Consider the following 15,821-nt stretch of genomic DNA (forward strand, 5'->3'; position numbering starts at 1 on the left):
GCCTTAATGGATGTGAGCGGATCAAATACACTGCTTGAGGCACTAGGCATTGAGATTGTAGAGTGCAATGAGTCACGATGCGTTGCAACAATGCCAGTCGATCACAGAACAAAACAGCCATTTGGGCTGCTGCATGGAGGAGCGTCTGCTGCTCTAGCAGAAACAGTGGCGAGCATGGGGGCTGCGGCTCATTTAGACTTAACGCAGCAAGTTTGCTCAGGTATTGAAATCAATGCCAATCATTTAAAATCTGTACGTGATGGAGTGGTGACAGCGACAGCTGTTCCTGTACATGTAGGACGGCGTACAATGGTATTTCAAATCGATATAAAAGATGATCGAGACCGGCACATCTGTACGTCAAGGTGCACACTTGCTGTCATTGATCGCATATAAAAAAGCTCCCGGTGCAGCGGAAGCTTTTTTTATATGCTGTTGAGCGATAAATTGAGAGAAATAAAAGAATGGCCCAACATATCAGGCCATTCTTTTCGCTTTTTTTATAAATAAGAGTCTTCTTTTCGCTTAATCACAAAGTTGCGGAAGCCGCCATAATCATCTTGGACACTGCGCTTGTCAAGCTTAACACCAGTATTGTAGGCTGCTCTTCCGATCAAGTGTGCGCCGACTGGTGCTGTCAGGAAGATGAATACGATCCCGAGAAGGATTTTTGCAGAAATAACGCCTGCAAGAAACCATTCGTGAAAAAACACGCCTACTAAAATCAGAACAACGCCAAGGGTCGATGCTTTTGATGCAGCATGCATACGTGTGTAAACATCCGGCAGGCGAAGGACACCAATGGCTGAAATCAAACAGAGGATAGCGCCTAGCAGGATAAAGAAAATCACGATGGCTTTAGCGATGACGATCATTTTCAATCACTTCCCCTTTCTCAAGGAATTTGGAAAAAGCGACAGTACCGATAAAGGCAAGGATGCCGAGCAGTAAAATAATCTCAAAGAATGCAGTGGTTTTCAGTAAAATTGAAACGATGGCTGTCATCCCAATTAAATTGATTCCTATCGCATCAAGTGCACTCACACGATCAGGAATTGAGGGACCTTTGATCACTCGTATCACAAAAAGCAAAGTAGACAGAGCAAGAATGCCAAGTGAAATTTGCAAAATGAGTTCCATTACTTACCGCTCACCTCCTGAATCGCTTTCTCAAATGAAACCCGGATATCGTGAATGGCTTTTTCAGCATCTTCAATATCCATCGCATGAATGTATAAAATGGAACGATCATCGGAAATATCAATCACTAGTGTACCTGGTGTCAAAGTAATCATATTTGCTAGTATGGTGATTTCCCAATCTGTTTTCAAGTCCGTACGAAAGGCGAAAATACCGGGCTTAATCGTGAGCTTTGGAGATAATACCGTCTTTAATACACTTAAATTGGCAAGAAGCAGCTCCCGAATAAAAATGATAATGAGCTTGAAAATCGCATAAAGAGCATAGCCGTAAAAACGCTGCGGGAAAAATCGCCGCAGCATAAAAATGGCGATCATCCCTAAGGCAAAGCCTGATACAAAGTCTGCGGCTCTGTATGTATCATTCATAAACATCCATGTAAAGGCGAGGAGAGCGTTTAGTAATATTTGAAAGGCCATGTTCATCTACTCCTTCAGCACAGCTTGAATATATTTTTCTGGTGTGGAGAGCATTTCCGCTGCTTGATTGATATAAGGGGCAATGAACTCAGTTCCTAACCCAATAGCAAGAGATAAGACGACAAGCAGTACGCCAGGATACACCATTCCTTTAATTGACGGCTTTCTTCTTCGCATATCCTGTTCCTCGCCCCAAAATGCGGACATGAAAATCTTCATAATAGAGTAGAGGACAAGGAGGCTGGACAGTAAGACCAAGATAGAAAACGTCATGTATCCAGCAGAAAATCCACCTTCCACAATTTTTAGTTTTCCAACAAAGCCACTCAGCGGTGGAATTCCTGCCAGTGATAAAGCCGATATGAAAAACATCCATCCTAATAGAGGCTGAGATTGAATCAGTCCGCCCATTTTTTTCAGTTGGTTTGTACCAGCGTACACAAAGAGGGCACCTGCCAGCATAAATAAAGCCCCTTTGATCACCATGTCGTGAATGAGATAATAAATAGCTCCTTGGAGTGATGCAGGTGTGTTGGCTGCAAATCCAAACAAAATGACCCCAACAGCTGTGACAATGTTATAAATCACAATCTTCTGCACATCAGAATAGGCGATCGAGCCAATCACACCGAATATCACCGTCAGTGCGGCAAGCCACGCCATGAGTGTATGGGTGAAGCCTGTATCATGTATAAAAATTAATGTAAAGACTCTGGCAATCGCATATAAGCCAACCTTTGTCAGCAAAGCCCCAAATAGAGCTGAAATCGCGGCCGGCGGTGCGTGATACGATCCTGGAAGCCAGAAATAAAGCGGGAAGATCCCAGCTTTTAAGCCGAACACAATGAGGAACAGGATGGAAATAACAGTGATTAACCCTGTTTGCCCTGATTCAGCTATTTTCACACTTAAATCAGCCATATTGAGCGTGCCCGTCACTGCATATAAGCAGGCAACTCCGACAATAAATAATGCCGACGAGATGATATTAAACACAATATATTTGAGTGATTCACGAAGCTGAGGCTTTGATCCGCCTAACACAATGAGCATATAAGACGCCATCAGCAGTAATTCAAAGAATACAAACAGGTTGAAAATATCTCCCGTTAAAAAGGCTCCGCTCACGCCAGCTAACAAAAACTGAACGCCAGAATAATAGAAGAGCTGCTCTCTTTCTTTCCCAATTGTTTGAAAGGAGAAGAGGACTGTTACAAGCCCGACAACGGATGCGGTCAGCACAAGGAGTGCAGCAAATTGATCGGCGACAAGGGCAATTCCAAATGGCGCTTTCCAGCCGCCCAAATAAAGGGTTTGTATCCCGTTTGTGAAAATCGTTTGAACCAAATATACATTACAAATAATAGCTGAAAGAGATGCAAAGACACTAAAGACTCTTGACAGTATGATGTTTTTATTCATAAAGATCAATAGTGTAGCAGCTAGTAATGGAATTAAAATAGGCAGGATCACGAGATTATTCATGCTGATCATTTCCTCTCATTTGATCCATGTCATCTGTTCGCAGCTCTTGGAAGGCACGGAAGGCCATGACAAGTAATAAGGATGTCACACCAAAAGCAATGACAATGGCTGTTAAAATTAATGCTTGTGGCAATGGATCTACATAGGATGTGATCCCCTCTTTTAGAACGGGAGGCGCTCCCTTTTTTAAGCCGCCCATTGTTAAAAGCAGCAAGTGGACGCCGTGACTCAAAACAGCAGTACCGACGATGACCCGCAGAAGGCTTTTTGACAGCATCAAATAGGTCGCCGCCATAAAAATAATTCCGACGATAATAGACATTAGAAATTCCATTATTCCTTCTCTCCAATCATTTGAATAATGGTCATGGTGACACCGACAACAACCAAATACACACCGATATCAAACAGGACAGCTGTCGCCAGTTCTGTTTTCCCTAAAAACGGTAATTGGAAATAATCAAATGCATGGGATAGAAAAGGTGCACCGAATAGAAAGGATCCCATACCTGTCAGGATCGCAACGAGCAAACCAGCTCCAGTTACATAAATAAAGTCAAATGGCAAAATGCGTCTTACTGTCTTCAGATCATAGGCTAAAAGCAGAAGAACGACAGCCGCAGCACTCATCAGACCGCCTATGAATCCGCCGCCAGGATTGTTATGTCCCGCAAGAAATAGGTGAAGGGAGAAAAGCAAGATGATGAATGCTGTGATTTTTGTTGTAACTTGCAAAAGCATATCATTCGTATCAATCTTTCTCATCGCCGCACACCTCTCTTCCGTTTTGTTTGCGTTTTTAATAAACCATAAATACCAAGTGCCGCAATGGCGAGCACGGTAATTTCAAAGAGGGTATCAAAGCCCCTGAAATCTACAAGAATGACATTGACAATATTGTCACCGCCAGCAAGTTTGTAGCTGTTTTCAATAAAGTAAGTTGAGATGGTGTCAAGTGACTGCTGACTTGTGGAAGCAAAAGCTAGACAAGTGACAACTACCCCAACACCTAATGAAATGATGAAATTGGTCATTTTGAATCTTCTCGTTTTTTGCTTTAAGCTCAGCTTCGGTAAATGATAGAAGCAAAGCAAAAACAGTGCGACAGAAATCGTTTCAATAATCAGCTGCGTCAGCGCAAGGTCAGGTGCTCTGAAAATCACGAAGAATAATGACAGCGTGTAGCCCATGACACCTAGAGCAATAATAGCTGTTAATCGTGAACTTGCGAATACAGTTGCAATCGTCGCCGCCACCATCACAAGTGAAAGAATCATCTCATACGTGCCAATTGAGGCAGCCTGATCTGTTTTAAATGAAAAGGCCTGCTGATAAAACATCACACCGCCAATGACGATGATCATGAACCCAAACACATAAACAAGATAATCACGAAGAAAACCAGTCATATAACTGTTTGTCAGGCGGTATGAACCTTTTTCTAAACCGATAAGAGAGCGGTCGTATAAAGCGTTAAATGACCATTTCTCCTTAAAGATGTTGTACATTGGACGCCATTTTGAAAGCGTCAAGTAGCCGATTGTGCCGAGTACAACAACACCTATTGTCATATAGAGCTCTGGCTGGAAGCCATGCCATGCTTCAATTTTCACAGAAAAACGGCTTCCTGTTTCAATCGCTTCAGGAATGATCGCCGCCATTGCAGGTTCGATGACAGAATAGGCAAGAATATTAGGGAAAAAGAAGAAAGTGACCACAAGTGCAGCTAGAATGATTGGCGGAATAAGCATGCCGATCGGTGCTTCGTGCGGTTTTTTCTCCAATTGGTCTACATTCAGACGGCCTCTAAATGTTTTAAAGAGGAGCATCATACTGTAAATGAACGTAAAGACACTAGCGAGCCAAGCGAGTGCTGGAAAGATTGCACCCCATGTTGAAACGTCCGTAAAGCTGATGTCAGAAATTCGTATCATACTTGTGAAAAATAGTTCTTTACTTAAGAAGCCATTAAATGGCGGTAGTCCGGCCATTGAAAATGTACCGATTAACGTAATCGTGAAGGTAATCGGCATGATCGTCATTAATCCGCCTAATTTCCGAATGTCACGAGTTCCTGTTTCATGATCAATAATACCAGCTGCCATAAAGAGACTGCCTTTAAAAGTAGCATGGTTAATGAGGTGAAAAATAGCAGCAAGAACGGCTGCACCAAAAAAGGCAGGATTGTTTTCATGAATTGCAGCTGCGCCGACGCCAAGCATGAGCATAATCATGCCGAGCTGACTCACTGTTGAATAGGCCAGAATGGCTTTCAAATCGTTTTGCCGGACGGCGTGGAATGATCCCCAGAATAATGTGACAAGTCCAACGATGGAAATGGTCCAGAACCATACCTCTGATATTGCAAAGATTGGACTGAAGCGGGCAACAAGATAAATACCGGCTTTCACCATCGTAGCAGAATGCAGATAACTGCTCACAGGGGTCGGTGCTTCCATTGCATCAGGCAGCCAGATATAAAATGGGAACTGAGCTGATTTCGTAAAGGCACCTAGTAAGATTAGGATCATGGCAGGGATAAAGTAAGGTGATGCCATAATGAGCTGAAGCTGATTCACTGCTTCACGAATACTGAATGAATCAGTAATCAGGTAAATGAGGATGAAGCCGCCAAGCATAGCTAATCCGCCAAAAACAGTAATAAGCAGTGATTTCGTTGCTCCGTACCTAGAGCGTTCCCGCTTATACCAATACCCAATTAAGAGGAAGGAAGAGATACTCGTTAACTCCCAAAACAAGTATAGAACCACCATGTTGTCAGAAAGAACGACACCCAGCATCGCGGTCATAAACATGAGCAAATACGTGTAGAAAGAGCCAAGCTGTTCTTTTTCCTTTGATAAGTAGAAAATACTGTACAGCACCACTAGTGAGCCGATACCTGTTATTAATAAAGCAAATAACAAGCTGAGACCATCGACAAACACAGTGAAATTCATCCCTAAAGATGGAATCCATTCAGCCTGTGAGAAAAGCGTTCGTCCATTCGAAGTGATGTGTAACATTTGGATGAAATAGGTAAATAAAAGAATCGGCAAGATGAGAACAAACCATCCTGTATGTATATGCCTCACATATTTGTAAAGGAAAGGTACAACAAAAGCGAGTAAAAAAGGTGATAGGATGGCGAAGTGAATAAGCTGCAAGAAAATGAACCTCCTTTGATCAATATAAATTCACGTTCTAAAGAACTGGTAATTAAAATTATAGCGTAAATACAGCCATAGTGCATTGGTTTGAAACGATTTCAAGCAAACTGTATTTGTTTTAGGTTCTTTTGACCACAAAAATAATTTTATCAAAAATGATACTCATTGTATATTGTTTTGTTTTTCGTACATGCTTTTCTTAAAGGAGCTGATCAAATGAAACGAAAGATCGCCATCAGCTTAAGCCTATTCTGCACGATTTTAGGAGGAGCATTCTTGATTGACCGAAATGATCAAAAAAGGTGGCAAGCCGGGAGTGAATGGCCGCTGTTTTCTGAGCATCTTCTTCACATGAGCTATCAAGAAACGAAGCTGTATCCTTTTCAGCCCAGAGAATATTTAAGAATTGTATTAGCTGATGCTGATGAATAAGATCCTATAGGAGAAAAGAAATATAAAAAAAGCATGGGCCCATGTGAGAGCTCATGCTTTTTATGTGTGGTAGTTTAACTAAACACTCTGAGTAAGATCGTTGCACAGATAACAGTTGCTGCTCCGCCAAGTCGTGTAGATACTTGTGCGAAAGGCATAAGACCCATTCTTCCAGAAGCTGAAAGAATTGCAACGTCACCAGTACCGCCAAGTCCGCTGTGACAGCCAGTGACAATAGCAGATTCTACTGGATACATGTTCATTAGTTTTCCAACGAAGTAGCCAGAACCAACCATTGCGAGTACAACAGCGATACATACGCATACGAATGGAATCGAGATGACAGTTGCTACATCATCAAGTGGAATGTATAGAATACCAAGACCAACCATTAGCGGCCATGTAAAGCTTTTTGATACAAACTTGTAGAACTGTTGTGAGCCGTTTTGAAGATGTTGAGGCATCACGTTTAAGTATTTGATTAAAGCGGCAAGAACAATCATTAAGATTGGACCTGGAATATGAACAAAGCTTTCTAACAAACCACCAAAGATGAAGGTTGTACAAGCAACAAGTACACCAGCACCCATTAACCCGAAATCAACTTTTGCATCCAAATCTGGCTGCTCGAAAATTTCGTTTGCTTCTTTAGATTTCACAAGACGGCCATTCCCGTTTAGTTCAGGACGTTTCTCACCAAGCTTCTTCAATGCGCCAGCACAGATAATGGCAATGACGTTCCCGATGACAGCCGCAGGAATTAATTGAGAAATTAATGACTCTGCTGATACATCAAGAATTTGTGAATAAGCGATAGATAATGGCAAAATCCCTTCTCCAACACCACCGGCAATAATCGGTACAATAATAAAGAAGAATGAATGATGCGGTGTGAAACCAACTAAAAGGCCAACCAGGATTCCAGCACTCACAGCTGCAATTGTACCTGCAACTAGAGGAACAAACATACGAATAAGGCCTTGTACTAAAACAGTTCGCTGCATCCCAAGAATACTACCTACTACAAGAGCAGAAATATAGAAGTAAAGGAAGTTCGACGTTTTCATAAGAGACGTAACCGCTTCCAATGAGTTCGGATTCAGAACATTAAAAAAGACCAGGAACGATGGTACGAATAAAGAAAGAATCGCCGGTCCTCCAATATCTTTTAAGATTGGAATACGTTGTCCTACATCTCCAAGGAAAATCCCCAAAATCATAATAACAGCGAAACCACCAAGCATATTTGCTGGAATTTTATTAAAATAAGCGGCAGTTAAAATAATCGCTGCAAGTACTAAATACACAGGTAGATCAATAACACCAATTTTCCAAGACATGATCTTACGGAAAACGCTTTTATTATTGTCAGAATCGTCTGTAATCGATTTCAATTGTTGTGCATTAGCCACATAAACACCCCCAAATGCTATTTGTCTCAATTGTAGAAGATTCTGTGACACTCATCTATTTATTAAACTAAAATAAGTGTAATAAAAGTAAAATAAACAGGAATTTTTGAGTTTTTTATCATACAAAAATCCCCTGAAGGTAGTTTGTCCTTCAGGGGATTGATCATACATCGGATTTATCGTTTTCCTTTTAGATAAGGCGTACCAAGTGCTTTCGGTGCATCAGCACGTCCGATGAAGCCAGTAAGTGCTAAGATGGTGAGCACATATGGTGCTATGAGCATATACACGTTCGGTATATCTTGGAACAGCGGCAGGAGAGAGCCAATAATGCTTAAACTTTGAGCAAATCCAAAGAATAACGCAGCGCCCATTGCGCCAAACGGATGCCATTTACCGAATACAAGCGCAGCTAGTGCGATGAAGCCTTGTCCAGTAATGGTGGCATGGGAGAAATCAAGCGCGATCGTTGACGCATATACAGCTCCGCCAAGACCGCCAAACAGTCCACTAATGAAGACGCCGATATAACGCATCCGGTACACTTTGATTCCCATTGTATCAGCTGCCATTGGATGCTCTCCGACTGCACGAAGACGAAGTCCAAACGGCATTTTAAATAAAACAAACCAAGCAACAACTGCAAGCGCTAAGGCGAGTATGGACGTATAATAAACATCTTTAAAGAAAATATCACCAATGATCGGAATGTCACTTAAAAGGGGAATATCTCCTTTATAGAAAGGCTCTGTAATTTTATCAGTTTGTGCTTTTCCGTAAATCAGTTTAACGACAAACAATGTAGCGCCAAGTGCCAGCATGTTAATGGCCACACCACTGACCGTTTGATCAGCTCGGAAGGTAATGGTCGCCACTGCATGAATCAGTGAGAACAATCCGCCAACGGCCATTCCGATGAGAAGCCCAAGCCACGGGGTCAAGGCTCCAAACGTATCAGCAAAAAATAAGTTAAAGATAATACTGGAAAATGCTCCGACGACCATCAAACCTTCAAGACCGATATTGACAACACCTGATCTTTCTGAAAAGACGCCTCCAAGAGCGGTTAAAATAAGTGGTGCAGCATAAACAAGTGTAGCTGGGACGATGATTTCAAGTATTTGCAGAAATCCCACTTATTTTCCCCCCTTTTTCTTCATTTGTTGAATCACAAGACGGATAATATAGCTTGAGGCGACGAAAAGAATGATGATCGCAATGACAATATCAACAACCTCAGTCGGTACGCCAGATTCAAGCGGCATATTTAAAGCACCGACCTTCAATCCACCAAGCAATAATGCGGCAAGAACAACACCTACAGCCGTATTTCCACCTAATAAAGCGACGGCGATTCCATCAAAACCTACGCCTGTAAACGAGCCTTTAATAGAGGCATATTCAAATGTACCAAGGCCTTCCATAGCGCCTGCAAGACCTGCAAAAGCACCTGAAATAAGCATCGCATAAATGATATTGCGGCGAACGTTCATACCAGCATAATGTGATGCTTGCTGGTTCATTCCAACAGCTCGTAATTCAAACCCTTTAGAGGTTTTTTGAATAATGACCCACATCACGACAGCAGCAATAATGGCAACAAAAATACCGTTATGCATCCGGGAAAAATCAGTGATCTGCTCAAAAAATCCAGAGCGGAGCGAGGCAGTGGCATCGATTTTATCTGTTTTATCTTTATTATCTGTTAAGACATTTGAGATTAAATAGTTTGTGACATGAAGGGCAATGTAGTTCATCATGATGGTGACGATGACCTCATGCACATAAAAACGAGCTTTTAAAAACCCAGGAATAAAGCCCCATAATGCACCAGCAGCAGCAGCTGTGATGAGTGCAAGCGGGAGATGGATATACATTGGTGCATGGACAGTTGTTCCGATCCATACAGCAGCTACCCAGCCAATGAGCATTTGGCCTTCTACACCGATATTAAATAGGCCTGTCCGAAATGCAAAGGCAACAGCAAGACCGGATAAAATATAAGGTGTCACTTGCCTGATGGTTTCTCCCATATAATAGGTTTCACCGAAAACGCCATTCCAAAGGGCACTATAGCCTTCGATGACACTATAACCGCTTGCCAGCATAATAATGGCCCCAACGAAAAGGCCAAGTACAATGGCTATAAGCGGAATCAGCAGATTTGTTAAGCGATTAGACATTTGCTTCTTTCCCCACTTCCTGTTGCGTACTTCCAGCCATTAATAAACCAAGCTCTTGCTCTGTTGTTTCTTTTGGATCAACAATGGCCACAATGCTGCCTTCGAAAATGACAGCGATCTTATCACTGACATTAATAATTTCATCAAGTTCAAAGGAGATGAGCAAAACGGCTTTGCCTGAGTCTCTTTGCTCAATTAGACGTTTATGAACAAATTCAATCGCACCAACATCAAGTCCACGTGTCGGCTGAGCGGCAATTAATAAATCAGGGTTGCGGTCAACTTCTCGACCGATAATGGCTTTTTGCTGGTTACCGCCTGACAGAGCGCGCGCTTCTGTATATTCACTTGGTGTTCTGACGTCATATTCCGCAATGATTCGTTTTGCTTTTTGATAAATATTTTTCATATTCAATAAGCCGAATTTTGAATAAGGACGCTGATAATATGTTTGTAAGGAAATGTTTTCTCCAATTGAAAAATCGAGCACAAGTCCATGTTTATGACGGTCCTGAGGAATATGTCCAATCCCAGATTCGGTCACTTTACGAGGCGGGAGATTTTGAATGGCTTTCCCGTTTAGCATGATCGTGCCAGATTCTGATTTTTTTAGACCGGTAATGGCTTCAATTAATTCAGACTGGCCATTGCCGTCTACCCCAGCAATTCCCACAATTTCGCCAGCCTTCACTGAGAGGTTTAGCTGTTTGACGGCTTCAATTCCTCTGGCGTCTTTTACTGTGAGGTCTTGAATTTGAAGAACCTCCTCAGCAGGAGAAGCAGCTTTTTTATCTGTTTTAAATGACACTTCACGGCCAACCATGAGGCTTGCAAGTTCGTCTTTATTTGTGCTTTCCACATCAAGTGTACGAATGCCTTGGCCTTTTCGGATAATGGTCACGCGATGACAGGCATCCATAATTTCTTTCAGCTTATGGGTGATTAAAATAATGGATTTGCCTTCATTGATTAAGTTTTTCATAATTTGTATGAGTTCTTTGATTTCTTGAGGTGTTAAAACGGCCGTTGGTTCGTCGAAGATCAAAATGTCAGCGCCGCGGTAAAGTGTTTTTAAGATTTCTGCACGCTGCTGCATGCCGACAGAGATGTCAGATACTTTTGCGGCAGGATCTATTTTCAAACCATAGCGGTCAGAAAGTTCTTGTACTTGCTGTATGGCTTGTTCTTTGTCAATCTTTCCAAACTTCTTGGGCTCTTTACCTAAAATGATGTTTTCAGCGACAGTGAAGGTATCGACAAGCATAAAGTGCTGATGCACCATTCCGATGCCTAAATCACTAGCATCATTTGGACTAGAGATGGTCACAGGTTTTCCGTGTACCTTGATTTCACCTTTTTCAGGCTGGTACAGTCCGAAAAGCACGTTCATGAGCGTTGATTTTCCAGCGCCGTTTTCACCAAGCAGCGCATGAATTTCGCCCTTTTTTAGCTGCAGCGTAATGTTGTCGTTTGCTACAATGCCAGGGAATTCTTTGCGTATATTCAACATTTCAATGACATAATCCACAGGTTTAACCGCTCCTTTTTTAGGGTGCTGATGAAGATAAAAACTAGCAAAAGAAAAGCTGCAAAACGAGGCTGCAGCTTTTCTTTTACCACCTTTTACGAATAAAGAGGAGGTAAAGGAGAGGCAAGGGGATAAGGTGTGCTTATCCCGATGCTCAAATTAAGCTTTAAAATCTTTTAGTTCATCACGTGTTGCAGGGATTTTAATTTCACCCTTGATGATTTTTTGTTTCCATTCTTCAACTTTCTTTAATACATCTTTATCAAGGTTTTCCTGAGATGGAGAAATGTCAAGAGCGCCTTCTTTCAGACCGTATGTGATCACTTCGCCGCCAGGGAACTTACCTTCTTTTGCTTTCGTTGTTAAGTCTTGTACCGCTGTGTCTACTTTCTTAACCATAGAAGTAAGGGTGACACTTTGTTTTGTTCCAGGTACTTTTCCTTCGTCATACTGGTCTTTATCTACACCGATAACCCAAACTTTACGGTTAGGATCCGCTTTTTTCAGGTTTTTCGCTTCTGTGAACACACCAGTTCCAGTGCCGCCAGCAGCATGATAGATAATGTCGACGCCAGATTTGTACATGCTTTCAGCTGTTGCTTTTCCGATGTCAGCCTTATCGAATGCACCAGCATATTTCACTTCAACTTTTGCTTTCGGGTTAGCTGCTTCAACGCCTGCGCGGAAACCAACTTCGAATTTTCTGACTAATTCAGAGTCAACTCCGCCGACAAAACCAATTTTGTTTGATTTTGTAGAAAGAGCAGCCGCAACACCTACAAGGAATGATCCTTCGTTTTCGTTAAATACAATGCTGGCCACGTTGTCTTTTTTCACGACTGCATCAACGATAGCAAAGTGGTTTTTCTTACGTTGATCCGCAATTTCAGATATAGCATCTTCCATTAAGAAACCAATTCCGTAAATCAGGTCGAATTTCTCACGAGCAAGTGTGTTTAAGTTTGTTGTATAGTCAGCATCTGATTTAGATTGTAAGTAATCAAAGCCGTTTTTACCTTTTTTTAGATTGTTGTCTTTCCCAAATGCTTGTAAACCTTCCCAAGCTGATTGGTTAAACGATTTGTCATCGACACCACCGACATCAGTTACCATTGCAACAGTGAATTGATCTTTATCTTTTTTGCTTTCACCGCTGTTTGAGCCAGAGTTGCCGCATGCTCCAAGGATGGTTCCTGCTGCTACGACTAAGGACAATGCTAGTCCAATTTTGCGCTTCTTCAAAACATAACCCCCTATAAAATTTAAAAGTTTCAGAAAAGTCTCGCGAAAAAAGACCGATCTATCTCTTCTCACCCTTCTGAAGAGGGTATTTTATCCTGCTTTCTCATGAAACTTATGGAGGGCAGGAGAGAAGATGTAAGACATCAGACTTATATCTCGTTGAACTAATCAATCATAATTTATCATTTCCGATCGAATAAATAAATAGAAATTTGTTTTATTTTTAAAAAAATGTTAAATGGCTTTATTTGATGTCTTTTTATCTGCTGAAATATGATATAATGCCGCTTTTGTGGTGTGCTCCGCTACAGCATAACCACTGATATCAAGGGGTTTGTTACATCGTATGCCATAAAAAAACATCTGGCCTTTGTGAAAGGTCAGATGTAGTATTTTAAAGATATTGCTGAATCAAATTCATATTGCTTGTGTTCAGTTTATATTGGAAAACAGGACGTCCTATTGTCCCATATGCCATTTCAACATCCACCACTTCGATATCCTCAAGGAATTTCAAGTATTTTCTAATGGAGACTTGAGAGATTTCTGTATGATTGGCTAGGTCTTCAGTCGTGAAAGCCTGCTGACCAAATGATTGAATGCTTGTCCAGATGAGTTTGAGTGTGCTTTTGGTCAAACCTTTTGGCAGAAGGACTTTTTCCGCCTCTGCTTTTTTATGAAAAAGCTTCGCATCTAAATCATTTTGCGAAATGCTGTTCATGGATTGATACAGGGCGTGTTTCCGTTTGTACTCTGCCAGTGCTGATTGGAATCGTTCGAACTCAAAAGGCTTGATTAAATAATCAACCGCTCCGTTTCGCATCGTTTGCTGGACAACATCCACTTCATTGGCAGCCGAAATGACAATGACATCAACGGAATGATTTTGCTGGCGAATTTCTGTTAATAATGCCAGTCCATTTTGACCAGGCATATAAATATCGAGCAGTACGAGGTGAATGACTTCTGTTTTTAACACTTCAAGTGCCTGCTGAAAAGAGGTGGCAATTCCCTTTAACTCAAAGCCATCGATTTGGGTCAGGTAGCGTTTGTTCAGCTCCCCAACCATTGGATCATCTTCTACTATTAACACATTAATCATGTGAATCCTCCTTTTGTTTATACGGAATGCGGAGACTAAAGGTCGTTCCTTCTCCTTTTTCACTCGTGACAATCATATGTCCGTTCAATTTCTTGATGCTTTGGTCAACGAAGTAGAGTCCGAACCCTCTGTCTTCTCCTTTAGTTGAAAAGCCTTGATCAAACATGATGTCTTGTTCTTCTTTTGTGAGACCAACACCTGTGTCCGTGATTTCAATGTGAAGCTGTTCTTGAACATATCTGAAGGAAATCGAGATGTTTTTCGTCTCAGTATGAGAAACAGCATCAAGTGCATTATTTAACAGGTTGCCAATCACGGTAATGAGATCATGCGTCACTGCAGGGTCCTCCGTATTTGGCACTTGTGTGCTGCAAATAACCTCTAAGGCAGCGCCTTGTTCCCTGATATAGCTTTGTTTTCCTAGTAAAAATCCTGCTAAAACAGAGTTTTTCACATGGTTGATGATTTCATTTGTTTCCGTTTGCTGATAGATCGCAATATCTTTGATATAAGTGCCAAGGTCATCATAGTTTTTGAGCTGAACCAATCCTAAAATGACATGAAGCTTGTTCATAAATTCATGTGACTGGGCCCGTAGCGCATTCGCATACATTTTGACCCCGCTAAGCTGCTCCGCCAGGTGTTTCACTTCTGTTTTGTCACGGAAGGTAGCGATGGCTCCGACAATTTCACCTTTTACTGTAATCGGCACTTCATTAAAGACGAGCTCCAGTCCATTCATTCTCACGTCACGATCAAGCAGCGGCTTGCGTGTTTCAATGACTTGCTTTAAGCCGCTTGAAGGGAGGAGAGTTTGAACATCTTGTTCTCTAGGGTCAACCATAATGCCCATATTATGAAAGAGCCGTTTGGCCTCTGCATTGGCCAGCTTGATTTTACCGTGCTGATCAACGGCAAGAATCCCTTCTTTTGTTGATTCTAGCATGGCGCTTCTCTCTTTTAATAATGTGGCGATCTCATCTGGCTCCAGTCCAAACATAATCTTCTTCACTTTTCTTGCCACAATGAGTGCTCCGATGATGCCAGATAGAAGGCTGAGTGATGTGACGAAGTAGAGCGGAAGTAAGCTTTGATGAATAATCAAGTCAATTTCCTTTAACGTAATCCCTACAGCCACAGCCCCGAGCTGCTTACCATTTTGATCATAAACAGGAACAAAAGCACGCATGGATCTGCCGAGTGTTCCAGAAGCTGTACTAATATGTTCTTTCCCCTGTAATGCTGCTTTTTCATCACCGCCGGCAAACCGCTTTCCAATCTTCTGCGGATTCGGGTGTGTTTTGCGGATACCGTTCATATCCATGACGACAACGAATTCGGTTTTGGTGATTTGCTGAACACTTGTTGTATATTTTCGTAATGCTGAATATGAATGATCTTCTAATGATTGTGCGGTGATCGGTGCCTCTGCGACCATTTTGGCAGTAGAGAGAGCAATGTCACGCTCCTGCTGATGAATGTTCTTGGCTGTTTCCGACCAGATCGTAAAGAATGTGATACAAAGGGAGATCAGGACAACGATACACACAAAAATCGTCAGCCGTGTTTGCAGTCTTAAAGTTTTTTTCACGAGTATACCCCTAACGCACGATTTTTTCGTAACAGTAATACTTTAACGGGAAAATGT

At 41.8% G+C, this 15,821-nt stretch carries 16 protein-coding genes; 2 read left to right on the top strand and 14 right to left on the bottom strand.

The window, feature by feature from the left end; all coding sequences use genetic code 11:
* Positions 1 to 6: 6 nt before the first annotated feature.
* Positions 7 to 396, top strand: a complete 390-nt coding sequence (locus tag MHI60_RS11760; protein WP_095409463.1) for a hotdog fold thioesterase — start codon at positions 7 to 9, stop codon at positions 394 to 396.
* Between the two features lie 104 nt (positions 397 to 500).
* Here the strand turns inward: MHI60_RS11760 and mnhG are convergent, their stop codons facing one another.
* The 7 genes from mnhG to MHI60_RS11795 are packed head-to-tail and all read right to left on the bottom strand — an operon-like array spanning position 501 to position 6,271.
* Entirely contained in the window at positions 501 to 875 is a 375-nt protein-coding gene (gene mnhG, locus MHI60_RS11765; protein ID WP_024423320.1) for a monovalent cation/H(+) antiporter subunit G, read from the bottom strand.
* Positions 859 to 1,140: a Na(+)/H(+) antiporter subunit F1 gene (locus MHI60_RS11770; protein ID WP_039181117.1), complete on the bottom strand. Its 282-nt coding sequence runs from the start codon at positions 1,138 to 1,140 to the stop codon at positions 859 to 861. The genes mnhG and MHI60_RS11770 overlap by 17 nt, the downstream gene beginning before the upstream one ends.
* Positions 1,140 to 1,619, bottom strand: a complete 480-nt coding sequence (locus MHI60_RS11775; protein WP_024425941.1) for a Na+/H+ antiporter subunit E — start codon at positions 1,617 to 1,619, stop codon at positions 1,140 to 1,142. The genes MHI60_RS11770 and MHI60_RS11775 overlap by 1 nt, the downstream gene beginning before the upstream one ends.
* A 6-nt stretch (positions 1,620 to 1,625) precedes the next feature.
* Positions 1,626 to 3,104, bottom strand: a complete 1,479-nt coding sequence (locus tag MHI60_RS11780; RefSeq protein ID WP_144483380.1) for a Na+/H+ antiporter subunit D — start codon at positions 3,102 to 3,104, stop codon at positions 1,626 to 1,628.
* A complete protein-coding gene (locus MHI60_RS11785; protein ID WP_048237322.1) occupies positions 3,097 to 3,438 on the bottom strand; it encodes a Na(+)/H(+) antiporter subunit C in 342 nt (113 codons plus the stop codon). Before MHI60_RS11785 ends, MHI60_RS11780 begins: the two co-directional genes overlap by 8 nt.
* Positions 3,438 to 3,869 (bottom strand): Na(+)/H(+) antiporter subunit B, encoded by a 432-nt coding sequence (locus MHI60_RS11790; protein ID WP_024423315.1) that lies wholly within the window; start codon positions 3,867 to 3,869, stop codon positions 3,438 to 3,440. Before MHI60_RS11790 ends, MHI60_RS11785 begins: the two co-directional genes overlap by 1 nt.
* On the bottom strand, positions 3,866 to 6,271 hold the full coding sequence (locus tag MHI60_RS11795) for a Na+/H+ antiporter subunit A (protein WP_144483377.1): 2,406 nt from the start codon (positions 6,269 to 6,271) through the stop codon (positions 3,866 to 3,868). Before MHI60_RS11795 ends, MHI60_RS11790 begins: the two co-directional genes overlap by 4 nt.
* A gap of 219 nt (positions 6,272 to 6,490) precedes the next feature.
* Between MHI60_RS11795 and MHI60_RS11800 the strand changes: the two genes are divergently transcribed.
* Positions 6,491 to 6,706, top strand: coding sequence for a hypothetical protein (locus MHI60_RS11800; protein WP_048237320.1), 216 nt, complete (start codon positions 6,491 to 6,493; stop codon positions 6,704 to 6,706).
* A gap of 74 nt (positions 6,707 to 6,780) precedes the next feature.
* Here MHI60_RS11800 and MHI60_RS11805 read toward each other — a convergent pair whose 3' ends face one another.
* The 7 genes from MHI60_RS11805 to malK form a co-directional block, all read right to left on the bottom strand.
* Positions 6,781 to 8,118, bottom strand: coding sequence for a 2-hydroxycarboxylate transporter family protein (locus tag MHI60_RS11805; RefSeq protein WP_024425937.1), 1,338 nt, complete (start codon positions 8,116 to 8,118; stop codon positions 6,781 to 6,783).
* A 176-nt stretch (positions 8,119 to 8,294) separates the two neighbouring features.
* Positions 8,295 to 9,254, bottom strand: a complete 960-nt coding sequence (locus tag MHI60_RS11810) for an ABC transporter permease (protein ID WP_048237319.1) — start codon at positions 9,252 to 9,254, stop codon at positions 8,295 to 8,297.
* On the bottom strand, positions 9,255 to 10,301 hold the full coding sequence (locus tag MHI60_RS11815; protein WP_095409459.1) for an ABC transporter permease: 1,047 nt from the start codon (positions 10,299 to 10,301) through the stop codon (positions 9,255 to 9,257). It lies immediately after the preceding gene.
* Entirely contained in the window at positions 10,294 to 11,829 is a 1,536-nt protein-coding gene (locus MHI60_RS11820) for an ABC transporter ATP-binding protein (protein ID WP_039181099.1), read from the bottom strand. Before MHI60_RS11820 ends, MHI60_RS11815 begins: the two co-directional genes overlap by 8 nt.
* Positions 11,830 to 11,988: 159 nt before the next feature.
* Positions 11,989 to 13,071: a BMP family protein gene (locus tag MHI60_RS11825; protein WP_095409457.1), complete on the bottom strand. Its 1,083-nt coding sequence runs from the start codon at positions 13,069 to 13,071 to the stop codon at positions 11,989 to 11,991.
* A gap of 394 nt (positions 13,072 to 13,465) precedes the next feature.
* Positions 13,466 to 14,173, bottom strand: a complete 708-nt coding sequence (locus MHI60_RS11830; RefSeq protein ID WP_095409456.1) for a response regulator — start codon at positions 14,171 to 14,173, stop codon at positions 13,466 to 13,468.
* Positions 14,166 to 15,764 carry a malate sensor histidine kinase MalK gene (malK, locus tag MHI60_RS11835; protein WP_034622126.1) on the bottom strand — a complete coding sequence of 533 codons (1,599 nt, stop codon included), beginning with the start codon at positions 15,762 to 15,764 and terminating at the stop codon, positions 14,166 to 14,168. The genes MHI60_RS11830 and malK overlap by 8 nt, the downstream gene beginning before the upstream one ends.
* Positions 15,765 to 15,821: the final 57 nt, after the last annotated feature.

The organism is Bacillus sp. FSL K6-3200 (assembly GCF_038630485.1).
Classification (GTDB): Bacteria; Bacillota; Bacilli; order Bacillales; family Bacillaceae; genus Bacillus; species Bacillus safensis.